The sequence below is a fragment of the Streptomyces megasporus genome, from assembly GCF_000718985.1.
Taxonomy (GTDB): Bacteria; Actinomycetota; Actinomycetes; order Streptomycetales; family Streptomycetaceae; genus Streptomyces; species Streptomyces megasporus.
Genome location: NZ_JODL01000002.1, coordinates 102,813 through 125,708 on the forward strand (window position 1 = coordinate 102,813; position 22,896 = coordinate 125,708).

Sequence of the window (22,896 nt, forward strand, 5' to 3'; positions counted from 1 at the left end):
TAAGTAGAGGGTTCCTACCACAGGGAGTGGTGGCCATGGCAACGGTCGGGCGTCGCGTCGCGATCATCGGAAGCAACCGCATCCCCTTTGCCCGGGCGGACGGCCCCTACGCCACCGCCTCGAACCAGGAGATGCTCGCCGCCGCGCTCGCCGGCCTGATCGACCGGTACGACCTGCGCGGCGAACTGCTGGGGGAGTTCGTGGCGGGCGCGGTGCTCAAGCACAGCCGGGACTTCAACCTGGCCCGGGAGGTGGTCCTCGGCAGCGAGTTGGACCGCCGCACCCCCGCCTACGACCTCCAACAGGCCTGCGGCACCGGCCTGGAGGCCGTCATCCTCGTCGCCAACAAGATCGCCCTGGGACAGATCGACTGCGGCGTCGCCGGCGGCGTGGACACCGCCAGCGACGCACCGCTGGGCGTCAACGACGACCTGCGCAGACTGCTGCTGAAGGCCCGTCGGGCCCGCACCCTCCCCAAGCGGCTGGCCGCCCTGGCGGGCCTGCGCCCCGGACACGTCGTCCCCGACATCCCCCGCAACGCCGAACCGCGCACCGGCCTGTCGATGGGCGAGCACGCCGCCCGCACCGCCGCCGAGTGGGGCATCTCCCGCGCCGACCAGGACGCCCTGGCGGCGACCAGCCACCAGCGCCTGGCGGCGGCCTGGGACCGCGGCTTCCTCGACGACCTGGTGACCCCCTTCCGGGGGCTGGAACGCGACCAGAACCTGCGCCCGGACAGCACCGTGGAGAAACTCGCCCGCCTCAAGCCGGTCTTCGGCAAGGGCGAGGGCGCGACCATGACCGCGGGCAACTCCACCCCGCTGACCGACGGCGCCTCCACGGTGCTGCTGGCGAGCGAGGAGTGGGCCGCCGAACACGGCCTGCCGGTACTGGCCTGGATCACCCACTCCCGCACCGCCGCGGTCGACTTCGTCGACGGTCCCGACGGACTGCTGATGGCACCGGTGTACGCCGTCCCCGAACTGCTGAAGGCGGCCGGCCTGAACCTCGGCGACCTCGACCTCTACGAGATCCACGAGGCGTTCGCCTCCCAGGTGCTGGCCACCCTGGCCGCCTGGGAGGACGAGGACTTCTGCACCCGTCGCCTGGGCCTTTCCGGACCGCTGGGCAGCGTCGACCGGGACCGGCTCAACGTCACCGGCTCGTCCCTCGCCGCCGGACACCCCTTCGCCGCCACCGGCGGACGGATCGTGGGCACCCTCGCGAAGCTGCTGCACGAGAAGGCCGCGGAACGCGGCGGCCCGGCCGACGACGGCACGACGACCGTCCGCGGCCTGATCTCCATCTGCGCCGCCGGCGGCCAGGGAGTGACCGCCCTCCTCGAACGCTGACCCCCCGACCACCCCACGCCCACCCCCCACACCCGCCCACCCATCCCCTACACCGGCCAGTCCTCCCCACCCGTGAACAGGAGCCGACCATGGGCGTACGCAAGGACCTGAAGAGGGCGAAGAAGCGCGGCGATCTCGCCGACCGCGTGACGGTGGAGGTGATCCGGGAAGGCGGCGTCGTCCGCGAGGCCCGGGCCTCCTGGCGCACCCCGCCGCCCACCACCCCGGGCACCACCGCCGACATCCCCTTCACCAACGCCGAACAGGCCCCCGACGCGGTGGTCCTCAGGCGCAAGGAGGCCGGTGCGTGGCGGCCGGTCACCGCCGCGGCCTTCGCCCGCGAGGTGACCGGCGTGGCCAAGGGACTGATCGCCGCCGGACTCCGACCCGGCGACCGGGTCGCCCTGATGTCCCGCACCCGCTACGAGTGGGAACTGCTCGACTTCGCCACCTGGGCGGCGGGCGGACAGACCGTGCCGATCTACCCCACCTCGTCCGCCGAGCAGGTCGAGTGGATCCTGCGGGACTCCGGCGCCCGCTTCCTGGTGGTCGAGACCGACGAGCACGCCGTCACCGCCGCGTCCGCCGCGGTGTCCCTCCCCGAACCGCCGCGCACCTGGCGGATCGACGCCGGTGCCGTCTCCCACCTGACCGACCTGGGACGGAACGTGGCCGACGAGGAGGTGACCGAGCGCCGCGCGGGCCTCACCGCCGACACCCCCGCCACCATCTGCTACACCTCCGGCACCACCGGCCGCCCCAAGGGCTGCGTGCTCACCCACGGCAACCTCCGGGCCGAGGCGCTCAACACCGTCCAACTGCTGCACCCGGTGTTCGAGGAGGTCACCGACCGGACGGCGTCCACCCTGCTGTTCCTGCCGCTGGCCCACATCCTGGGCCGCACCATCCAGATCGCCTGCCTCCAGGCGCGCATCGAACTCGGCCACTGCCCCAGCATCAAACCCGACGAACTGCGGCCGGAGTTGAAGAACTTCAGGCCCACCTTCGTCGTCGGGGTGCCCTACCTCTTCGAGAAGATCCACGACACCGGACGGGCCACGGCCGAGAAGATCGGCCGCGGCGCCTCCTTCGAACGCGCCGACCGCATCGCGGTGCGCTACGGCGAGGCGTTCATGGAGACGTTCCGCGGTCGCCCCGGACCCGACCTCAAACTCCGCCTGGCCCGGGGCCTGTACGACCTGCTGGTCTACCGGCGCGTCCGCAAGGAACTCGGCGGCAGACTCCACTACGCCATCAGCGGCGGCTCCCCCCTGGACCGCCGGCTCAACCTGTTCTTCGCCGCCTGCGGCATCATCGTCTACGAGGGCTACGGCCTGACCGAGACCACCGCCGCAGCCACCCTCGTCCCGCCCCTGGACCCGCGCCCCGGCACGGTGGGCCGGCCCATTCCCGGCACCGCCGTGCGGATCGCCGACGACGGCGAGGTGCTGATCAAGGGCGGCATCGTCTTCACCTCGTACCGGAACAACCCCGAGGCCACCGAGAAGGCCCTCAAGGACGGCTGGTTCGCCACCGGCGACCTCGGTTCCCTGGACGAGGACGGCTACCTGACCATCACCGGCCGCAAGAAGGACATCCTGGTCACCTCCGGCGGCAAGAACGTCTCCCCGAGCGTGCTGGAGGACCGGCTGCGCAGCCGCCCGCTCATCGGCCAGTGCATGGTGGTCGGCGACAACCGCCCCTTCGTCGCCGCCCTGATCACCCTCGAAGCCGAAGCCCTGGCGCACTGGCTGGCGGTGCGCAAACGCCCCGCCGACACCCCCTTCGCCGAACTGGAGAACGACCCCGAACTCCTCGCCGCCGTCCAGAACGCCGTGGACTACGCCAACGAGGCGGTCTCCAGAGCCGAGTCGATCCGAGCGTTCCGCCTGATCGAAGGGGAGTTCACCGAGGAGAACGGCCTGTTGACGCCATCGCTGAAGATCAAGCGGCATGCCGTGACGGCCGCGTACGCGGACCGGATCGACGCCCTCTACGACCGGTGACGCGCCGAACAGGCCGGCGCGCGGAGCGGACGAGGAGGTCTGCGCCATGACGGAAACACCCGCGAGAACGTCCGGGAACGACCACGAGCCCGGTCACGACCACGAGCCCGATTACGACTACGACGTGATCGTCGTCGGTTCCGGCTTCGGCGGCTCGGTGTCCGCGCTGCGGCTCACCGAGAAGGGCTACCGCGTCGGCGTCCTGGAGGCGCTGGACAAGGTGATGATCCTGGCGGGCGCCGGGGTGGGCGCCGAGCGGATGGGCGTGGGCGACACCTTCCACCTCGCCCCGGTCGGCGTCTTCTTCGGCGACGGCGAGGACGCCGAGGGGAAGACGAAGGCCGCGCCTGCGGCGAGTGCATGACCGGCTGCCGGCACGGCGCCAAGAACAGCCTCACCGAGAACTACCTCCACCTCGCCGAGCGGGCGGGCGCGGTCGTCCATCCGATGACCACCGTCACCGAGGTCGCCGAGGACGGCCGGGGCGGCTTCACCGTCACCACCGTGCCGACCAACCGGCGCCGTCGGGGCCGGCGGACGGTGCTGCGCTGCGAGCGGGTCGTCCTCGCCGCCGGCACCTACCTCCAGGTGCCCCACGGCGGACGCGCCCCCAAGCTGCTGACCTTCGCCGCGCAGTGCCTGCGCCACCCGGTACAGGCGCTGCGGACGCTCTCCAACTACCGGTGGTCGGAGCGGACGATCATCGGTCTGGTGATGCAGTCGCTGGACAACTCCCTGACCACCTACCGCAAGCCCAAGGGCCTGGGGAAGGGACTGCCCAACGTCGGCGAGTTGATGGGCATGCCGTTGACCGCGCACTTCCTGGGCGGCTGCCCCATCGGCGCCACCGCCGAGGAGGGCGTCATCGACCCCTACCACCGGCTCCACGGACACCCCGGCATCTCGGCGCCGCGCTGCGGCTGCCGCTGCTGCCGGTCCCGGCCGTACCGCCGAGGAGGGCCGAGCCGGACACCGAGCCGGACGTGGAAGCGGCGGGGGCCTGACCCGATACGCGCGAGGGGTGGAGCGGCCCGGCCGCTCCACCCCTCGATCACTCTCGTGGCCCGTACGTTCGGGCCGTCACGCCGTCAGGCCGTCACGCGGTGGCGGAGGTGTCCACCCCGGCACCGTTGCGACGCCGCACGAGGTACACGGCACCGGCGCCCAGCGCCACGGCCGCACCGCCCGCGAGGGCGAACATCGGCAGGGCGGAGGAGGAACCGGTCTCGGCGAGCTGTCCCTTGAACTCCTTCACCTCACCCTGCGGCTTGACGCCGACGGGGCTCTTGCCCTCTTCCGGCTTGGCGTCGTCGACACCGCCCTGCGGCTTCTTGCCGGCGGCGAGGATCTCGAAGTTGTACCACTTCTCGTCGTAGCTGCAGTTCTCCTCGTCGCCGTACAGGCCGAAGGCGATCGCGACCGCGGAGCCGGCCGGAGCGGACGCGGAGATGTTCAGCCGCAGCTTGAGGGAGATCTCCTCGCCGGCCTCCACGGGCAGGAATCCGCCGATGGTGCCGCCGTCGGACAGGTCGCTGGACCACTTCTCGCCGTCGAAGTACTGGAACTTCGCGTACTTCGAGGTGAGGTCGCTCTCGAAGGAACCCTCGGCGTCCTTCTTGTACAGGACGGACGCGCCGACGATGACCGTCTCCAGGGCCTCGCCCTCGCTGTTGTCCAGGACCAGGTGGAACTCCTTCCACCCCGACCCGGCGACGATCTTGTTGGGGAAGCCGGAGAGGCGCGCCTTGAAGTCGGCGTCACAGGTCGGGAACGGCTCCTCTTCCTCCTCGTCCTCCTCCGGCGTGCTCTCGCTCGGGCTGGGAGAGGGGGTCTCCTCGGGAGTCGAGGCGGTCGGCTCGGGCTCGGTGGTGGGAGTCGAGGCGGTCGGCTCGGGCTCGGTGGTGGGAGCGGAGGTCTCCGGCTCGGGTTCGAGGCTGGGAGTCGAGTCCTCCGGCTCGGGCTCGGTGGTCTCGCCCTCGGACTGGGTCGGAGCGGGGTTCTCGGAAGGGCCCTCCGTGGCGTAGGCGGCGGGGGCCGCGAGCAGCGCCACGGGGGCGATGACGGCCGTGGCGGCGGCAGCCGCGAGAGCACGGCGAAGCTTCATGCGATGACCTCATTCGTCTGAGGCGAAAAGGAAGAAGTGAAGAAGTGAAGGGGCCTTCGCGGTGGGGCGCGTCGGGCTGGCAGCAGAGTAAGGGCGGGGTGGGACAGGGCGAAGGGGCGCTGTCCGCGAATGCCGCGCTTCCGCATCCGGACCCGCTCGACATAACGGGCGGACGCGGTCAGTTGCCCACGCTCACCCAGGTTTCGGTGTGGCTTATCTCACACACGCATTCGGTTTTGCTGTTACGGACCCGTGACGGAAAGGGGCACAACCCTTCAACTGCCTCATTCGTCCCTCCCGTTCGGGAGTCGCTTTCCGAGCAAAGGCGAGCAACGGAGAGAGGGCGCTGCGCGACACCGTGCGACACGACGCGACACGGAGAGGGCCCCGGGGTCGGCCGAGCGAACGGCCGGCCCCGGGGCCTCGTGCCGGCGTCGGCGTCAGGGCTGCGCCGACGGCGGCGCGGCGCCGGGGGGTGCGCCGCGAGGACGGTCGTGCGGGCGGGTCCGCCTCGCACGGCCTCACCTCGCATCGTGCTGGACGCGCCCGCGGCGCGCAATGGACTCGACCGACCCGGCCACATGGAGCCACGAGTCGTCCGGAACCGGACCATGGCGCGAGCGTGCGGGGGGACCGCGGAGCGGCCGGCCCACGGCGTCCCGAGGACCGACCGCTGTCGTGACCGGGCTGCTGTCCCCTGCCGTCCGGTCACCGCACCGGAGCGAGGTCCCACGACGCCGGGTCCTCACCTCCCGAGGGAGGACGGCGTCTCATCGCTCCGGTGCCCCCACCGCCGCCGGGCGCCCGGTTGGCTCTGGGGTCGTCCGGTCCAACGAAGAGGGCGGACGGCGGTAACGCGCCGTATGGGTGATCACCGAGCGTGACGCCCTGTGGCCTTCACACGCGCCCGCGGCACAGCTCCAGCACGGTCATGGCCAGGGAGGTGCCGGGCTTGCCCAGCTCCTCGCGGTAGCGGGTGAGGATCTCCATCTCGCGGGAGAGGTGCACCCGGCGTCCGCCCGCCTCGATACGGGTCCGTTGGATACGGGCGGAGACCTCCATCCGCTCCCGCACCAGGGCGATGATCCGGCGGTCCAGATCGTCGACGAGGTCGCGGTCCCGTCCGATCCGCTCCTCGGCCTCGGACGCGGTGTTCGTGCTGATCGTGGTCGGGGTGGCCATGTCGTACGTCCCTCCTGGGGATCGGGCCCACCGGCCGGCGACGCTCGGGGAACGCGACAGGCGCCCCGGGCCTTGACCGGCCCGGGGCGCCTGGGAAATCGCTCGTCAGTCGTTCACGCGACGTGGAACCCACGGCAGCCGGCCGGGCCGGTGCCATAGGTAAACCAGAACTGGGTGTGCGCGAACATGCGGACCAGTATCCCCCAGGGCTTCCGGGAACGGCCGGCGGGACCGGATGGTGAGACGGCCGTTCGGGCGCGCACCCCCGGTAGACTGGGGTTTCCCAACCCCGATCCACGCCGAAAGGCAGCCAGCCCCGTGGCATCAGAGCCCACCGCCGAGCACACCGCAGCACCCGACACCCCGGACACCGTCCTGGTCGTGGACTTCGGCGCGCAGTACGCCCAGCTCATCGCCCGCCGCGTCCGCGAGGCCCGGGTCTACAGCGAGATCGTGCCGTCCACCATGCCGGTGGCGGAGATGCTCGCGAAGAACCCGAAGGCGATCATCCTCTCCGGCGGTCCCGCCTCGGTCTACGCCGAGGACGCGCCCGGCATCGACCGCGCGCTGTTCGAGGCCGGCGTGCCCGTCTTCGGCATGTGCTACGGCTTCCAGCTCATGGCCCAGGCGCTCGGCGGCACCGTGGACAACACCGGTCGCCGCGAGTACGGCGGCACCCCGCTGACCGTCACCAAGCCCGGCTCCACCCTCTTCGAGGGCACGCCCGTCGAGCAGTCGGTGTGGATGTCCCACGGCGACGCCTGCTCGGCCGCTCCCGAGGGCTTCACCGTCACCGCCTCCACCGACGGGGTCCCCGTCGCGGCGTTCGAGGACGACGAGCGCAGGCTCTACGGCGTGCAGTACCACCCCGAGGTGGCGCACAGCACCCACGGCCAGCAGGTCCTGGAGCACTTCCTCTACCGGGGCGCCGGTCTGAAGCCCACCTGGACCGCCGCCAACGTGATCGAGGAGCAGGTCGCCGCCATCCGCGCGCAGATCGGCACCAAGCGCGCCATCTGCGGACTGTCGGGCGGCGTGGACTCCGCGGTGGCCGCCGCCCTCGTCCAGAAGGCCATCGGTGACCGCCTGACCTGCGTCTACGTGGATCACGGGCTGATGCGCAAGGGCGAGTCCGAGCAGGTCGAGAAGGACTTCGTGGCCGCCACCGGCGTCCAGCTCAAGGTCGTGGACGCCGAGCGGCGCTTCCTGGACGCGCTGGCCGGGATCAGCGACCCCGAGGAGAAGCGGAAGACCATCGGCCGGGAGTTCATCCGCGTCTTCGAGCAGGCCGCGAGCGAGATCGTCGCCGAGGCCGGCGCGGGCGACGACGCCGTGGAGTTCCTGGTGCAGGGCACCCTCTACCCCGACGTGGTGGAGTCCGGCGGCGGCACCGGCACCGCCAACATCAAGTCCCACCACAACGTCGGCGGCCTCCCCGAGGACCTGACGTTCCGGCTCGTCGAGCCGCTGCGGCAGTTGTTCAAGGACGAGGTCCGCATGGTCGGCCAGGAGCTGGGCCTGCCGGAGGAGATCGTCCACCGCCAGCCCTTCCCCGGTCCGGGCCTGGGCATCCGCATCGTCGGCGAGGTCACCAAGGAGCGCCTGGACCTGCTGCGCGAGGCCGACGCCATCGCCCGCGAGGAGCTGACCGCGGCCGGCCTGGACCGCGACATCTGGCAGTGCCCGGTGGTGCTGCTCGCCGACGTCCGCAGCGTCGGCGTCCAGGGCGACGGCCGCACCTACGGCCACCCGATCGTGCTGCGGCCGGTGTCGTCGGAGGACGCGATGACGGCCGACTGGTCGCGCCTGCCGTACGACGTGCTGGCCCGTATCTCGACCCGGATCACCAACGAGGTCCCGGACGTCAACCGCGTGGTGCTGGACGTCACCAGCAAGCCGCCGGGGACGATCGAGTGGGAGTGACCGGCCGATCGACTCCTCCCGAAGGTCAACGCCCGCGCCACCGTTCACTCGTGTGAGTGGTGGCGCGGGCGTTTCCGCTCGCTACGCTGGGCGTACGGCCGAGAATCCCGCCCGTGGGAGGAACCATGACCGCCGAGCCACTGCCCACCACCTCGTGGCCCGTGCCGCCGCCGGACGGCTACACGGCGGACGACCTCGACCGCATCCCGGACCTCCCGCCGCACACGGAGTTGATCGACGGGAGCCTGGTCTTCACGAGCCCGCAGAAGTACTTCCACTCGATGGCGGTCGATCTGTTGGTGATGTGTCTACGGCAGCAGGTACCGGAGGAGCTGCGGGCCTGCCGTGAGATGAGCGTCCTGCTGAACCGGCGGAATCGCCCGGAGCCGGACGTCATGGTCCTCCGGGCGGAGGCGGTCACCGAGGAGGCGGAGGAGACCGGCTTCCGCGCCGCCGACGTGGTGCTCGCCGTCGAGGTGGTCTCCCCCGACTCGGAGGAGCGTGACCGCAAGCGCAAGCCGCAACTCTACGCGGAGGCCGGCATCCCGCACTTCTGGCGGGTCGAGAAGGGGACGGGGCGCCGCCCGGTCGTCTACGTCTTCGAGCTGGAGCCCGCGACGGGCAGCTATGTGCCCACCGGCATCCACCACGACCGGCTGAAGCTCACCGTCCCCTTCGACATCGACATCGACCTCACCGCGATCGACCGGCTGTGAGGGGCGCCGCGCGGGTCACCCGATCCGGGTCATGACCGAGTCGTAGCCCCCGCCGCCCGGGTAGACCCACGCGCCGGACAGGGCGTCGCCGCCCTCGTCGAAGGCGCCCCGGAAGTACGCGGGAGAGCCCTTCTCACCGGCCCAGATGGTCAGGGTGTCGCCGTCGAGTTCGTAGACGTAGTCGAAGGTGTTGCCCTGGCTGTCGTAGAAGCGGGAGCGGATGTCCTCGCTCGGCCGCTCCGCGCCGAAGGGCCTCTCCCGACCGATCACCTCGAACCCGGTGACGCGCTGCCCGTACTGCTCCAGCTCGACGTCCTGGACCAGGAAGAAACCGCCCTCCATCCACCGGTAGGCGACGGTGCCCTCCGCGCCGCCGGTCACCTTCCAGGTGCCGACCAGCCGGTCCAGCGCCCTGATCCGCCCGTCCGGGCGCGGGGCCTGTGTGGTGCTCGCGTTCTCCGCCATGGTCGGATTCCCTTCCGTCGTTCCGCCGTGTTCCGCGGCTCTTGCCGCGGTGTCGCTCGTGTGACGGGTGGCGTCGGGGAAAGGAATCGACCGCTCTATGTGACGTGTGTCACACCCCGATGTCCTCGGGGGAGAGGGTGAGAGCCGGCCCGGCGGCGGGCAGCACCTCCGGGCCGAACGTGGTGATCTCGGTGATCAGACCGTCCTCGACGCACAGGACGTCGATGTTGATCGCCGTGTACGCCTCCTCGCCGGGGCGGCGGACGTAGTTGGCCACCGCGGGCTGCCGGTTCACCGCGAGCGGGACGGAGTGCCACTCGCCCCACGCCCGGTCGCCCTCCAGGACCGGCCGCCACATGTCGAGGATCGCCGTCCGACCGTCGAAGACCAGGTGGGCGGGCGGCATGGTCTGCCGGACGTCCTCCCGCAGCAGCGCCGCCAACCCCGACAGGTCCGCCCGGCGGGAGGCGTCGACGTACCGCCGGAGCAGGGCGCGCTCGGCCTCGGCGACGGCGGTGGCGGCCCGCCACTCCGCGCGCCGCTCGGGCAGTCTCTCCCGCAGCGTCGCACGGGCCCGCTGGAGCGCGCTCTTGACCGAGGCGACGCTCGCCTCCAACGCCTCGGCCGTCTCCCGCGCCGGCCAACCGACGACGTCCCGCAGGATCAGCACCGCCCGTTGCAGGGGCGGGAGGTGTTGGATCGCGGCGAGGAACGCCAACTCGACGGTCTCCCGGGCGATCGCCACCGCGTCCGGTTCGCCGCCGACCGGGGCCGCCAGGTCCAGCAGCCCGTCCGGGCAGGGCTGCAACCAGGGCACCTCCGCCAGGGTGGAGTCCGCCGCGCCGCCGGAGGCGTCCACCGCCACCGCGACCTCCCGCCGGCGGGCCGGGGCGTCCAGGGCGTCCAGACAGGCGTGGGTGGCGATCCCGTACAGCCACGCGCGGAACGTCGCCCGCCCGGCGAAGCCCTCCCGTCCGCGCCACGCCCGCAGCAGGGTCTCCTGCACCAGGTCCTCGGCGTCGGTGAACGAGCCCAGCATCCGGTAGCAGTGCACCCGCAGTTCGTGCCGGTGGCGCTCGGCGAGCTCGGTGAACACGCCCTCGTCCCCGGCCCGGACGGCCTCCACCACGCGCTCCTCGACCGAACCGCCCACACCGCCCCCTCGACACGCCCGCGCTCCCAGGCGCCGGGGTAGGACGGTAGCGTGTCGGGCCGTCAATCTCCTTGTTGTTGTTCACTCGTGAGGGCGGCGAGACGGACATTTCCGGTGAGCCGCCCGACGGAACGTGATCACGATGGCGACATGGACGATCTGGACAGCGTGAACGGCATCGACGACGAACCGTTCCCCGAGTGGCTGCGACCCCCGTACCGCGGCTTCACGGTCGACGACCTCTTCCGCCTGCCCGAACTCCCGTCCCACACCCAGCTCGTCGACGGCGCCCTCGTCTTCCGCGCCCGACAGAGCGCGTACCACTCCCTGACCAACTCGCTCCTGGTGGACGGGCTGAGCCGCGCCTGCCCCGCGTCGCTGCGGGTGCGGCGGGAGGCGATCGTCGTCCTGGGGCCGGGGCAGGCGCCGGAACCGGACGTGCTGGTGGTCCGCGCGGAAGCCGTCGCGGGCCTGGGGGTCAACCGCCACGCGGCCCGGGACGTCGTCCTCGTCGTGGAGACGGTCGCCCCCGACTCGGCGATCCGCGACCGCGAACGCAAGCCGCAGCTCTACGCGCGGGCGGGCATCCCGCACTTCTGGCTGGTGGAGGAAGGCGCGCGCCGCCGCCCGGTCGTCCACGTCCACGCGCTCGACCCGGAGCTCGGCGCGTACGTGGAGACGGGCGTCCACCGGGACCGGCTGGCCCTCGCGGCCCCGTTCGCCGTCGACATCGACCTCACCGCGATCGACCGGATGTGAGACCGCCGCCCGGCCGCGATCGGGAGCCCCGGACCGGCGCGGCGGGCGGAACGGCGGTCCCGCCCGCGCGGATGTTCGGAGGCCTCGGGAGCCGCACGCCCCGGCGGTAAGGCTCCCGTGCGTGTCGTACTCAGTAGCGAGCGATACCGAGGCCGTCCTCGACCAGCTTCCACACGTCCGTGTACGGGTCCCACCGGGTCTGGTCGGTGGCGGTGTGCTGCTCGTTTAGCTTCCTGGCGAAGTCCCGGGCCTTCTCGTAGCGGCCTCGGATCTGGTCGATCATGACGTGCTTGGAGCGCTCCACGGACACGCTCCGCACGGTCGCCCCGTAGGTCTGGGCGAAGCCCCGGCAGGCGCGCAGCCGGGTGTTGGCGTCGCCGCAGACCCCGCCCATGGTGCTGGTGTGGTTCTGGTGGTGCAGCAGCCGCCACAGCTCGAAGCAGGGGTGGGAGTAGGCGACGCGCACCCCGGCCTTCCTCGCCTGGGAGAAGGCGGTGGGGATCTGCGGGTGGTCGTCGCGGTCGAAGACGCACCACACCTGGGGCCAGGCCCAGTCCTTGGGCTTCAGACCGGCGCGCTTGGCCTTGCGTTCCTCCTCGCGGAGCTTGGCGACGGCCGCCTCCACCAGTGTGATCGGCTTGCGGTCCTTGGAGGCGACGTTGGTCGTGCAGATGTGGTGGGTGGCCTCGCGGGACGGATCGGCCGGAGTGCCGTGCTCCATGACGAGGTCGAGGTACTCCTCCTCCGTCACCTCGCCCTCGGCGAAGATGTAGACCGCGCGTTTGCGGCTCCGCCCGTCCCGCCGCGGCTGTCGGCGTGTGTCGTCCTTCCCCCTGGTCCTTGCCATCAGGCTCGCTCTGCCTCCATCGCCTCGGCCATCAGCAGTCTGCGGCCCACCTGGCCCTCCGACAGGCGTGGAACGCCGCCGAAGACCCCCGCCAGGTAGGACGTCATCAAATCCTCCGTCTCCGCCGGTTTCAGGTCGGAGAGCGGGAAGACCTCGGTCGCCCCGTGCTCGTCCTTCTCCGTCAGCCAGATCTGGCCCGGCGCCAGCAGACGTCCGCCGCCGGGCTCCCGCAGGAGGGAGGGAGCGTGCGAGGTGAAGATCAACTGTGCGTTGCGGCGGTTGACCTGGGGACGCTGGAAGAGACGGATCACCTCGGCGGCCACCTGGGGGTGCAGACTGGAGTCCAACTCGTCGATCAGCAGCACCGCGCCCTCGTCGAGCGCCAGCAGCACCGGGCCGAGCAGCGCGAACCAGGACCGGGTGCCGAAGGACTCCTTCTCCCAGTCGACGAGGACCGACTCCCCGCCCTTCGAGCCTTGGCCCGCGTGCCGCAGGCGGACCTTCGGGGCCTCGCCGGGCCGCTGCTCGACTTCGGCTCCGGTGATGCCGAGATCCGCCACCCGCAGCAGTTCCTCGATGCGGTGCCGTGCCCGCGGGTCCAGCAGACGTCGGGCGGTGTACGCCTCCCGCTGCGGGCGCTCGGTCTCCGGGGTGACGTCCCACAGGTTGTCCTGGAACCAGCGGTATATGGGCGTCAGTTGGGGATGGTTGTCCGCGGCGGCGCGGGAGAGCAGCAGGGCGTTGGGGCGTGTGGTGCGCGCCAGCCGCGCCCGATCCTGGACGCGCTCGGCGGGGAAGTCGAACTCCTTCTCCCGCGTGGCGTCCCGGTCGAACCACACCTGGCGGCGGCCCTTGGGGTAGGCGTGCAGCCACTCGCTCTCCACCCGGGTGTCCCCGAGTTCGAAGCCGTAGGTCCAGCGGACCCCGTCCTCCAGGACGAAGTCGACCTCCCAGAACGAACTCTCGGAGGCGGCCTCCGGATCCAGGGCGAACGCGTCCCGAGGCAGCCCTCGGTAGGACGTCCACTCGCCGTACGAACTCAGGACGGCCTCGCGCATCAGCCGCAGCGCCGCGATCACGTTGGACTTGCCGGAGGCGTTCGGGCCGAAGACCCCCAGCACGGGGTAGAGGTCCAGACTCCTGCCGTCGGACAGCGGCAGGGTGCGTACGGCGTGGCCGTCACCCTCGGTGGGGACGGCGAAGGACAGCTCCTGCTCGTCGCGCAGTGACCGTACATTGGCCACGCGGAACCTCAGCAGCATGCGTCCTCCTCGTCTCGCGCACAGAGTAACCGGGCCACACCCGGGCGTACCCGCCGAAGAGGAGGACTCACACCAGGCGGCGGGCGGTGGCCCAGCGGGTGAGCTCGTGGCGGTTGGAGAGCTGGAGCTTGCGCAGCACCGCCGAGACGTGGCTCTCGACCGTCTTCACCGAGATGAACAGTTGTTTGGCGATCTCCTTGTACGCGTAGCCGCGCGCGATCAGGCGCAGCACCTCGCGCTCGCGCTGGGTGAGACGGTCCAGGTCCTCGTCCACCGGCGGGGCGTCGGTGGAGGCGAAGGCGTCCAGGACGAAGCCCGCCAGGCGCGGGGAGAACACCGCGTCGCCCTCGGCGACGCGGAAGATCGCGTCGATCAGATCGGCGCCCGTGATCGTCTTGGTGACGTAGCCGCGGGCGCCGCCGCGGATGACGCCGATGACGTCCTCGGCCGCGTCCGAGACGGACAGGGCCAGGAAACGCACCGGGCGCTCCGGGTCGGACATCAGCACGGTGCTGCGCCGCAGCACCTCCACCCCGCCGCCGCCGGGCAGGTGGACGTCGAGCAGGACGACGTCGGGCCGGACGGCGGCGATGACGGAGGCCGCCTGGTCCACGTCGGCGGCCTCGCCGACGACCTCGATCCCGGTCTCGTCCGTGTCGCCGATCTCCGCCCGGACGCCCGTGCGGAACATCCGGTGGTCGTCGACGAGGACGACCCGGGCCCGGCGTCGCTCGGCGTCCCGCGCCCCGTGTGCCGTCTGCTCGCTCATGCCGCACCCCTCACTGCTGTTCCGCCCTCTCCATCTCCAACTCCACCACCGTGCCGCCGTCCGGCGCGGCGCGCAGGACGGCGGTGCCGCCGTTGCGCCGCATCCGGCCGATGATGGACTCCCGCACGCCCATCCGGTCGGCGGGCACCGACTCCAGGTCGAAGCCGGGGCCGTGGTCCCGCACGGACATGAAGACCGTACGGCCCTCGACCTCGGCGAAGACCTGCACCGGGCCGTCCTCGCCACCGTACTTGGCGGCGTTGACCATCGCCTCCCGCGCGGCCTGGAGCTGCGCCCCCAGCCTCTCGTCCAGCGGGCAGTCGCCGACGCACACCACCTCCACCGGCACCCCGTGGTGGTCCTCCACCTCGGCCGCCGTCCGCCGCACGGCCTCGGCCAGGGTGTCCGGCTCGTCCTCCTCGTCCTTGCCGGTGCCCGTCGGCTTGTAGAGCCAGGCCCGCAGCTCGCGTTCCTGGGCGCGGGCGAGACGGGCCACCTCGCGGGGGTTGTCGGCGTTGCGCTGGATGAGGGTGAGGGTGTGGAGGACGGAGTCGTGGACGTGGGCGGCCACCTCGGCGCGCTCCTGGGCGCGGATGCGCATCAGCCGCTCCTCCGACAGGTCCTGCACCAGACGGACCAGGTACGGGCCGGCCAGCAGCGCGATGCCGACCAGCAGGGCCAGCGACGCCTGGAGGACCATGCCCAGGTGGGGGCCGAGCCCCTGGGTGACGGCGAAACCGGTGATCCCCAGGCAGACCAGGAGCGCCCCGGCCGCGCTGCGCGCTATGGGCAGCAGTCGCTTGTGGCGGCTGACCTCCGCCCACCGGGCGCGTCGGGAGTTGTCCGCCTGCCGCCAGACGACGGCGACGCCGACGCCGGCGACGAGCAGCGGCCACACATAGGCGTTGGCCGGACCGAACTGGAGGTTGGCGCCCAGGACCACCAGTGCCACGCACAGGGCCAGCAGGCCGAGGAGCCGCCCCTTGTCGGGTTTGCGGACGGACCACCGTCTTCCGTCGGGCCCGGTCCGGGGGGTGGCCCGGACCTCGCTCGTGCCCAGCGGCACCACGAACCAGAAGGCGGCGTACAGCAGGACACCCAGCCCGTTGGTCATGAACAGAACGAAGAAGACGAGCCGCACCCAGGAGACGGGCACCCCGAGGTGTCCGGCCAGTCCCCGCGCGACCCCGCCGATCAGCCGCCCCTCGGCGCTGCGGTAGAGCCTTCGCAGCGGCGGGGTGTCGGCGACGGGGGGAGGGGCGGCGGTGGGCATGTCCAGAATCGTCACACGGACGCGCCGCCCGGGACATCAGGGGCGGCCCCTGATCCTCCCCCGAGAACTCAGGGACACCTCCGGGTCGCCCCCCGATGTCCGTCGGGTCGTCGGCGCGTCACCATGGACCGCATGAACGACGCCCAGCCGACCGACGGCGAGTCCGTGCCGGAGCCGGATGCCGGACAGCGGCTCTCCCGCAGCCGCCGGCACAAGGTCGTCGCCGGGGTGTGCGGCGGCCTGGGCCGCCACTACGGCCTCGACCCGGTGATCTTCCGCGTGCCGCTGGCCGTGCTGTCGGTCGTCGGCGGTCTCGGCCTGTTCCTCTACGGCTTCGCCTGGCTGCTCGTCCCGCTGGAGGGCGAGGACGAGAACGAGGGACGGCGGCTGCTGTCGGGCCGGGTGGAGGGCACCTCGCTGAGCGCCGTGCTGTGCGCGCTCGTCGGCTGCGGGCTGATCCTGACCTCGATGGGGAACGACGGCAGCGACACGCAGATGTTCTCCCTGGCGCTCGTCGGGGCCCTGGCCGGCGCCGCCCACTGGTCGCGGCAGCGGCACCGCGCGACGGACCCGGAGGCCGAGGGGGGACCGGTGGACCCGGTGACGGCCCAGGTCGTCGCCGACGCGCCCCCCGAGACGAAGGCGCCGCCCGTCCCGGCCGGACCGTCGTGGTGGCGCGAGCCGCTGACGAAGGACGGGCTCGACGGACGGCCGTACGACACCGGCTACCTGTGGGGCCCGGAGGACACGGCCTTCGGCCCGTCGTCCTCGGGGACGGAGCGGGCGGACGGCCCGCCTCCCCCGTCGTCCACCGCGCCGCGCGAGCGGACCTCCATCGGCGGCCCCCTCTTCCTCCTCGCGGTGGCCGCCGCCGTGCTCGGCACGGCCGTGGCCTGGCCCACACAGCCGCTGGGCCCGGCGCTGGCCGTCGGCCTCGGCTGCGCGCTGGGCGTCTTCGGGCTGGGCACGGCCGTCAGCGCCTTCTACGGACGGGTGGGGGCCGGCACGATCACCGCGATCGCGTGCACCGGCGCGCTGTTGGCCGGGGCCCTGGCGCTGCCGAAGGACATCACCACCGACTGGGCCGACGCGCGCTGGCGTCCCGCGGCGGCCGACCGGATCGACGAGCGGTACGAGCTGGGCAGCGGCTCGGCCACGCTCGACCTGTCCCGCGTGGAGTTCGAGGAGGGCCGCACCGTCCGCACGGCGGTGGACGTCGGCGCCGGCGAGGTGCGGGTCGTCGTGCCCGACGACGTCGAGGTCGAGGTGACCGTCGAGGTGGGGGTCGGCGGCTACCAGCTCCACGAGCGGCCCGGCACCGGTATGGAGCGGGGCTCGGGATACGGCGGCGGGATCGGGCTGCGCGACCGCAGGACGCTGCCCCCCGCCGACGGGGACGCCCCCTTCGGCACCCTGGAGCTGCGCCTGGACGTCGGCGTGGGACAGGCCACGGTCGTGCGGCACCCGAGGGAGGAAGGGCGGTGAGACGACACGCCTTCGAACCGGCCCGGCTGTTGCTGGGGTTGGCGCTGCTGGGTCTGGCGCCGGCGTACGTGATGACGGCGGTGGGCCGGTGGGACGTCCCGCCGGCCGTGCTGCTGCCGCTGCTGCCCGCCGCGCTGGTGGCGGCGGGTGTCACGGCGGCCGTCACGCGGTCCGTCCGGTACGCCGCCCGCCGCGCCCGGGAGCGTCGGGCCGTGGAGCCGCCGCCGGACGGGCCGGATCGGGAGTAACCGTCCGCCCCGCGCGGGCCCTTCAGCCCGAGGAGCGGCCGGACGGGTCCCGGAACGAGCCGCGGACGGTGTGCTCCCCGTCCGCCGCCGTGGCGGTCGCGGTGTAGGTGTCGCGCCCGGCGTCGCGCGCGCCGGCGGAGTGGTCGTACTGGACGGCGAAGACGTGTTCCCCCGCGGGGACGGTCCGGCCCTCCTTCAGCGTCCAGCGGTAGACCAGCGCGCCGTCCGTCTCGCGGGTGGTGACGGTGAAGTCCTCCTCGGGGAGGGTCCGCCAGTTGCCGGTGTCCCGCACGCCGCCGGTCTGGGCGATCCGCACCACGAGCTCGAACGAGGTGAGGGGCTCGCGGGTGTCGATGGTGATGTTGCTCTGCGCCCAGTAGTCGTGGCTGTGGGGATCGACGGAACCCGAGGACGACAGCGGCCCGCTCTCGGGGCCGGCCCCGTCGTCGGAACCGACGTCCGGCGGCGCGACCGCGGTCGGGTCCGGGGCCGGGGGGAGCGGAACGGTGGCCACCTCCTCGGCCGAACCGCCGTCCCGCACCAGGGAGGTGACGGTGTGGACGCCGCCGAGGAGCAGCGCGGTCGCCACGAGCGTGACGACGGCGATCCTGGGCCAGGACAGGCCGGACGTCCGCGGACGGCTCTGCCCTCCGTACACCTCGGCGGACATGCCCTGCCGTACGCGCGCGTACATGCGCGCGCCGTCCGGCCGGTGGGCCTCGGCGGCCTCGCGCAGCAGTCCGTGCAGGCGGTCGTCCATCAGCGCCTCCTCCCCGTCAGTTCGTCGGCGGCCCGTGGGCCCAGCATTCGGCGCAGCTCCGCCACGCCCTTGGAGGTCTGGCTCTTGACCGTACCCACCGATATGCCGAGGGCGAGAGCCGTGTCCTTCTCGGACAGGTCGAAGGCGTGGCGCAGCACGACGCAGGCGCGCTTGCGGAAGGGCAGCCGCGCCAGGGCCGTCCGGACGTCCATGACGGCCGCGACGTCCGGGTCGTGGACCCGCTCGGACCAGGGGAGCCGGAACAGGGCGAGACGGCGTCTCTCGCGCACCGCGCCGCGGACGCGGACGCGGGCCAGGTTGGCGACGACCCCCCGGGCGTAGGCGACCGGGTGGTCGGCGCGGCGGACGCGGTCCCAGTGGTGCCAGAGTTCCAACAGCGCGTCGGCGGCCAGGTCGTCGGCGGCGTCCGTCTCGCCCGTCAGCATGTGCGCGAGACGCGCGAGTTCGGCGTGGTGGCGCTCGAAGAACTCGTGGAACTCGGCGGACGCGTCATCCAGGACCATGGCGGGCCTCCGTGTGATGTGCGCAAGCCCGGCATCGGGCGATCGGCATGGTAACCGTTTGCGCAACGTTGTTGCGTAAGTAGCCGTGGATTCGCGGAGTTCGAGAAGAACTCCGGGACGGCGGCAACCTTTCGAGCGCGGGCGGCAACCAAGGGGCGCAAGCACACCCCCACGAGAGTCGAGAGCCTCCATGAGTCAGAGAACCCAGCAGCGCGGAAGCCACCGGAGGCGGTTCACCCGCCGCCGCACCATCGGCGCGCTGATCGCCACCGCCGCGACGGGCACAGCGGTCGCCACCGGCGCCGTGCTGACTTCCCCGGCGAGCGCGGCCGTCACCTGGCCGACCGCGAAGGGAACCACGCCGGTCTCCTCCACCATCGAGGTCTCGGGCACCTACGACGGTGGAATGAAGCGCTTCCACGGCAGCGGCAAGTTGGGAGGCGACGGGCAGGACGAGGGCCAGGACCCGATCTTCAAGCTGAAGGACGGCGCCGTCCTGAAGAACGTGATCCTGGGCGCTCCCGCCGCCGACGGCGTGCACTGCATGGGCAGTTGCACCCTGCGGAACGTGTGGTGGGAGGACGTCGGCGAGGACGCCGCCACCTTCAAGGGCACCTCCTCCTCCGCGAGGTACACCGTCACCGGCGGCGGCGCCCGCAAGGCGTCCGACAAGGTGTTCCAGTTCAACGGCGCGGGCACCCTGACGGTGACGAACTTCGACGTGTCCGACTTCGGCAAGCTGGTGCGCGCCTGCGGCAACTGCAAGAAGCAGTACACGCGCCACGTCGTGGTCGACGGCGTGACGGTCACCGCTCCGGGGAAGTCCCTGGTCGGCATCAACGGCAACCACGGGGACACCGCCACCCTGCGGAACGTCACGATCACCGGCGACTCCAAGAAGAAGATCACGCCGTGCGAGGTCTACAAGGGCAACGACACCGGCAAGGAGCCGACCAGGATCGGCAGCGGTCCGGACGGCAAGCACTGCCGCTACTCCGGGTCCGACATCACCCACAAGTGACGACGACCGACCACAAGTAGTAGTGGGTGACCCGCGCGTGAGACGTCGCCGGCGTCGGCAGGACGCCGGCGGCGGGGCGTCCCCCACACCCCTCGTCAGCCGGGCCTCCGGCACCCCGCCGGAGGCCCGGCGTCTCGTCGGCCCCGGACGTCGCCTCAGTCCTGGACGTCGATGGGGTAGCGGTTGGTCTCCACACCCGCCGCGGTGATCACCTGCACCTCGACCCGGCCGGGTTCGACGTCCACCGGAACGGGGACGGTGAGCACGGTGTCGGTCGGATTGGCGAAGCCCCCGACGACCGGGACCAGCGGCACGTGGACGTGGACCGCGCCCATCCGGACCGTCATCCGCGCCAGCCGGTCCGGGCCCTCCGCGCCCGGCGGAACGAAACCGGAACCGCGGATCTCGATGTCGTCGCCGGTGCGGATCGGCGCGTCCAGATCGCCGACCTCGCGGGAGCGGACGACCGACAGGATGACGGGACGGCCGCCCTCGGCGTACTTCCCGGCCAGGTACGTCAGGGCCGAGACCACCACCAGCAGCGCCAACCCCCAGGGCAGATCCGGAAGTTGGTCGGGACGGCGGCCCAGCCGCACCGCCGCGAACACCACCGCGACCGAACTCACCAGCACGTACTGCACGTCGGTGAAGGCGCCGCGACCGCCGTCGTCGGTGAGCAGGTCGGCGGCGCGCGGACGGTCGGCGCGCACCTTCTGCAGCCGCTGCGCCCGCACCCGCAGGGCCACCGTCCGCCGCACGACGACGGCCACCGCGCAGGAGAGGGCGAGGACGGTCAGCAGCCCGGCGCCGCGCTGGAGGTCCAGACCCGTCAGCAGGTGGTCCCGCTCCTTGACGTCGGAGGCGGTCGCCAACTCCAGGGCGAGCAGCAGCACGGCGTAGCAGACCAGCAGCACCCAGGCGGCGGCGACGGTGCGGGAGGTGGACAGCCGGTTGTCCTCGCCGACGACGGGCGCCAGCACTCCGCCGCGCGCCCGGTGCAGCCAGGCCGCCGCGGAGAGCAGCCCCGCGGCGACCAGCGCGGCGAGCAACCCGGCCGTCCGCGCGGTCGTCCAGCCCGCGCCGAACGCCGCGGTGAGCGCCTGGCCGATCAGCAGCACGACGACAGCGCCCCAGACGGCGACGACGGTGCGCCGCCACACCGTGCCCAGCCAGAGGTCGCCCTCGGCGCGGGTGCGTTCAGAGAGGGCGTGCGCCGCCTGGGCCAGCTCGTCGGAGACCCACTGGCGGGACGCGCCCGGGGAGTGGGCGAGCGCGACGGGCACACCGCCGCCCGCCGCGAGTTCGTCGCGCCTCCGCCGGAACTCCGCGAGCGCGCGGCGGCGGTTCTCCTTCACGCCGTGCGGGCAGGTCGGACAGGCGCAGCCCCCGCCGTGCCCGGCCCCCGCGGCGTCCCGAGGCACTCCGCCGGACCCCGTGGGTCCGCCCGCCGACCCCGCGGGGCCGCCTGTCGGCGGCGTGCCCGCCGCACCGTCCCGTGCCGTGTCCACGGCCACTGATCGACCCACCTCTCCCCGGCTCTCCCCGAGCCGCCAACACACCGGCAGTGGGAGGGAATTGTGCCCTACGGGGAAGGGGGCCGCGCGGCGGTTCCAAGGGGCGGGAATCGATCCCCGGTGGTGGTGCGGCGGGTGCCGCCGCGGGCCCGTTACCCGGACGAGTGAACCGCGACGGCCGGCCTCCGGGGCCGGCCGCCCCGTGTCGAGCGTCGGGGTCGGTTGCCGGGATTGGTCGCCGGGATCGGTCGCCGGGGTCAGTCGCCGGGGTCAGTCGTCCTCGGCCGGGGCGTCCCGCGTGATCAGGACGGCGGACCACAGCGGCAGTAGCCAGTGCGCCACCAGGAGGGCGGCGACCGTGCCGACCAGGACCCGGACGGAGACCTGCCCGTCCCCGCCGCCGTACGCGAGGAACACCCAGAGCAGGGCGGCGAGCTGGAGGGCCAGGAACGTCCGGTGCGCGATGACGAAGGCCCGCCCGCGCTCGGCGAGCTGCCGCTCGTCCAGCACCCGGGCGCGCAGCTCCAGCAGGCCCCGGGTGGCGAGGTTGAGCATCCCGGTGACCACGCACCACGCCAGGGTCACCACGGCGAGCGCGGCGAGCGCCGGCCAACCGTGGTCGGCGAGGGTGAGCAGGACCGCCAACCAGGCGACCGTCAAGGCGACGTGCGCGGCGACGAGGCCGCGGCGCCGCGCACGGGTGGCGTGCGCGCGCTGCCGGCGCGGGTCGTTCATCAGCCTCAGCATGTGCCGGTCGTATCGCGTCGTGGCCTTCATGCCTTCTTCCTCCCGTAGACCTCGTCGGTGAGCGGGCTGAACGGCTCCAGGGAGAACAGCGCCTCCACCGGCAGGTCGAAGAAGGCGGCGATCCGCAGAGCCAGGTACAGGCTCGGGTTGTACTCGCCGCGCTCGATGTAGCCGATGGTCTGGTAGTGGGCGCCGACCGCGTCCGCGAGCTGCCGGCGGGAGACCTTCCGCTCCGCGCGCACCACGGACAACCTGTTGTGTACCTGCTCGCTCATGTATAAGAAGTACTACATCCGAGAGCATGGTGACAACAGCGGGAGGGGAGGGGCAGTGGGAGGAGAGCCCTCCCTGTCAGGGCCGGACGCGGCCCCGACTACGCTCGCGTTCCATGGAGGCACTCACCCACTTCTTCGTCGGCCTGCACATCGTCGGCATCGGCGCCCTGCTCGGCGGCTTCATGACCCAGATGAAGGCGATGGGCGCCGGCGAGGCCCGCATCGTCCCGGCCATGCTGCACGGCGCGCTCACCATGCTGGTGACGGGCGTGGCCCTGGTCGGACTGAACGAGGCCGACGGCCAGACGGTCAACCACATCAAGATCGGCGTGAAGCTGGCCATCCTGGTGGTGATCCTGGGTCTGGTCTACGTCAAGCGGGACGAGGCGAAGGTCCCCGCCCCGGTCTTCGGCACCGTCGGCCTGCTGACCATCGCCAACATCTTCATCGCGACCATGTGGACCTGACCCCGGCGTGGACCTGAGCCGGGCCGCCGCGGACGACACGGGCG

22 protein-coding genes and 1 pseudogene are annotated in these 22,896 nt (G+C 72.4%); 10 read left to right on the plus strand and 13 right to left on the minus strand.

Features of this window, described 5'->3' with window-relative positions; genetic code table 11:
* Positions 1-35: 35 nt before the first annotated feature.
* From IF47_RS0102260 to IF47_RS29110, 3 genes and pseudogenes are all read left to right on the plus strand, one after another.
* The gene (locus IF47_RS0102260) at positions 36-1,352 is read left to right on the plus strand and encodes an acetyl-CoA C-acetyltransferase (RefSeq protein ID WP_031506234.1); all 1,317 of its coding nucleotides are present in this window, start codon (positions 36-38) and stop codon (positions 1,350-1,352) included.
* 89 nt (positions 1,353-1,441) lie between these two features.
* The gene (locus IF47_RS0102265; RefSeq protein ID WP_031506235.1) at positions 1,442-3,358 is read left to right on the plus strand and encodes an AMP-dependent synthetase/ligase; all 1,917 of its coding nucleotides are present in this window, start codon (positions 1,442-1,444) and stop codon (positions 3,356-3,358) included.
* A 46-nt stretch (positions 3,359-3,404) separates the two neighbouring features.
* Positions 3,405-4,264 (plus strand): annotated as a pseudogene (locus IF47_RS29110) (GMC family oxidoreductase N-terminal domain-containing protein); the annotation flags it as partial.
* A gap of 190 nt (positions 4,265-4,454) precedes the next feature.
* Here IF47_RS29110 and IF47_RS31000 read toward each other — a convergent pair.
* Together IF47_RS31000 and IF47_RS0102280 are read right to left on the minus strand one after the other, a co-directional pair.
* Entirely contained in the window at positions 4,455-5,462 is a 1,008-nt protein-coding gene (locus IF47_RS31000; protein ID WP_031506236.1) for an LAETG motif-containing sortase-dependent surface protein, read from the minus strand.
* An 897-nt stretch (positions 5,463-6,359) separates the two neighbouring features.
* The gene (locus IF47_RS0102280; RefSeq protein WP_031506237.1) at positions 6,360-6,644 is read right to left on the minus strand and encodes a chorismate mutase; all 285 of its coding nucleotides are present in this window, start codon (positions 6,642-6,644) and stop codon (positions 6,360-6,362) included.
* Between the two features lie 318 nt (positions 6,645-6,962).
* On the opposite strand from IF47_RS0102280, the gene guaA reads away from it, so the two are divergent.
* Both guaA and IF47_RS0102290 read left to right on the plus strand, forming a co-directional pair.
* Positions 6,963-8,567 (plus strand): glutamine-hydrolyzing GMP synthase, encoded by a 1,605-nt coding sequence (gene guaA / locus IF47_RS0102285; protein WP_031506238.1) that lies wholly within the window; start codon positions 6,963-6,965, stop codon positions 8,565-8,567.
* 125 nt (positions 8,568-8,692) lie between these two features.
* A complete protein-coding gene (locus IF47_RS0102290; protein ID WP_031506239.1) occupies positions 8,693-9,283 on the plus strand; it encodes a Uma2 family endonuclease in 591 nt (196 codons plus the stop codon).
* Between the two features lie 15 nt (positions 9,284-9,298).
* On the opposite strand, the gene IF47_RS0102295 is transcribed toward IF47_RS0102290, so the two are convergent.
* Positions 9,299-9,748 (minus strand): hypothetical protein, encoded by a 450-nt coding sequence (locus IF47_RS0102295; protein ID WP_031506240.1) that lies wholly within the window; start codon positions 9,746-9,748, stop codon positions 9,299-9,301.
* 109 nt (positions 9,749-9,857) lie between these two features.
* Entirely contained in the window at positions 9,858-10,901 is a 1,044-nt protein-coding gene (locus tag IF47_RS0102300; protein WP_031506241.1) for an RNA polymerase subunit sigma-70, read from the minus strand.
* Between the two features lie 150 nt (positions 10,902-11,051).
* On the opposite strand from IF47_RS0102300, the gene IF47_RS0102305 reads away from it, so the two are divergent.
* Complete coding sequence (locus IF47_RS0102305) at positions 11,052-11,660, plus strand: Uma2 family endonuclease (protein ID WP_051716850.1); 609 nt, start codon at positions 11,052-11,054, stop codon at positions 11,658-11,660.
* A gap of 130 nt (positions 11,661-11,790) precedes the next feature.
* Here IF47_RS0102305 and IF47_RS0102310 read toward each other — a convergent pair whose 3' ends face one another.
* The 4 genes from IF47_RS0102310 to IF47_RS0102325 all read right to left on the minus strand — a co-directional run bounded on the left by IF47_RS0102310 (position 11,791) and on the right by IF47_RS0102325 (position 15,811).
* On the minus strand, positions 11,791-12,507 hold the full coding sequence (locus tag IF47_RS0102310; RefSeq protein WP_031506243.1) for an RloB family protein: 717 nt from the start codon (positions 12,505-12,507) through the stop codon (positions 11,791-11,793).
* Positions 12,507-13,769: an AAA family ATPase gene (locus IF47_RS0102315; protein ID WP_031506244.1), complete on the minus strand. Its 1,263-nt coding sequence runs from the start codon at positions 13,767-13,769 to the stop codon at positions 12,507-12,509. Before IF47_RS0102315 ends, IF47_RS0102310 begins: the two co-directional genes overlap by 1 nt.
* A 67-nt stretch (positions 13,770-13,836) precedes the next feature.
* Positions 13,837-14,538: a LuxR C-terminal-related transcriptional regulator gene (locus tag IF47_RS0102320; protein WP_031506245.1), complete on the minus strand. Its 702-nt coding sequence runs from the start codon at positions 14,536-14,538 to the stop codon at positions 13,837-13,839.
* Between the two features lie 10 nt (positions 14,539-14,548).
* Positions 14,549-15,811, minus strand: coding sequence for an ATP-binding protein (locus IF47_RS0102325; RefSeq protein WP_031506246.1), 1,263 nt, complete (start codon positions 15,809-15,811; stop codon positions 14,549-14,551).
* A gap of 132 nt (positions 15,812-15,943) precedes the next feature.
* On the opposite strand from IF47_RS0102325, the gene IF47_RS0102330 reads away from it, so the two are divergent.
* Both IF47_RS0102330 and IF47_RS0102335 read left to right on the plus strand, forming a co-directional pair.
* Positions 15,944-17,296 (plus strand): PspC domain-containing protein, encoded by a 1,353-nt coding sequence (locus IF47_RS0102330; RefSeq protein WP_106982468.1) that lies wholly within the window; start codon positions 15,944-15,946, stop codon positions 17,294-17,296.
* A complete protein-coding gene (locus IF47_RS0102335; protein ID WP_031506248.1) occupies positions 17,293-17,544 on the plus strand; it encodes a hypothetical protein in 252 nt (83 codons plus the stop codon). The genes IF47_RS0102330 and IF47_RS0102335 overlap by 4 nt, the downstream gene beginning before the upstream one ends.
* A 22-nt stretch (positions 17,545-17,566) precedes the next feature.
* Here the strand turns inward: IF47_RS0102335 and IF47_RS0102340 are convergent, their stop codons facing one another.
* Together IF47_RS0102340 and IF47_RS0102345 are read right to left on the minus strand one after the other, a co-directional pair.
* The gene (locus tag IF47_RS0102340; protein WP_031506249.1) at positions 17,567-18,304 is read right to left on the minus strand and encodes a hypothetical protein; all 738 of its coding nucleotides are present in this window, start codon (positions 18,302-18,304) and stop codon (positions 17,567-17,569) included.
* Positions 18,304-18,828, minus strand: a complete 525-nt coding sequence (locus IF47_RS0102345; RefSeq protein WP_031506250.1) for a SigE family RNA polymerase sigma factor — start codon at positions 18,826-18,828, stop codon at positions 18,304-18,306. The genes IF47_RS0102340 and IF47_RS0102345 overlap by 1 nt, the downstream gene beginning before the upstream one ends.
* Before the next feature lie 190 nt (positions 18,829-19,018).
* Here IF47_RS0102345 and IF47_RS0102350 point away from each other — a divergent pair, with 190 nt between their 5' ends.
* On the plus strand, positions 19,019-19,849 hold the full coding sequence (locus IF47_RS0102350) for a pectate lyase (RefSeq protein ID WP_031506251.1): 831 nt from the start codon (positions 19,019-19,021) through the stop codon (positions 19,847-19,849).
* A 155-nt stretch (positions 19,850-20,004) separates the two neighbouring features.
* On the opposite strand, the gene IF47_RS0102355 is transcribed toward IF47_RS0102350, so the two are convergent.
* The 3 genes from IF47_RS0102355 to IF47_RS0102365 all read right to left on the minus strand — a co-directional run bounded on the left by IF47_RS0102355 (position 20,005) and on the right by IF47_RS0102365 (position 22,385).
* Positions 20,005-21,270: a hypothetical protein gene (locus IF47_RS0102355; protein ID WP_031506252.1), complete on the minus strand. Its 1,266-nt coding sequence runs from the start codon at positions 21,268-21,270 to the stop codon at positions 20,005-20,007.
* Positions 21,271-21,633: 363 nt separating this feature from the next.
* Complete coding sequence (locus IF47_RS0102360; protein WP_031506253.1) at positions 21,634-22,140, minus strand: hypothetical protein; 507 nt, start codon at positions 22,138-22,140, stop codon at positions 21,634-21,636.
* Positions 22,137-22,385, minus strand: coding sequence for a helix-turn-helix transcriptional regulator (locus IF47_RS0102365; protein ID WP_031506254.1), 249 nt, complete (start codon positions 22,383-22,385; stop codon positions 22,137-22,139). Before IF47_RS0102365 ends, IF47_RS0102360 begins: the two co-directional genes overlap by 4 nt.
* Positions 22,386-22,498: 113 nt before the next feature.
* Between IF47_RS0102365 and IF47_RS0102370 the strand changes: the two genes are divergently transcribed.
* A complete protein-coding gene (locus IF47_RS0102370; RefSeq protein WP_031506255.1) occupies positions 22,499-22,852 on the plus strand; it encodes a hypothetical protein in 354 nt (117 codons plus the stop codon).
* The last annotated feature ends 44 nt before the right edge of the window (positions 22,853-22,896 follow it).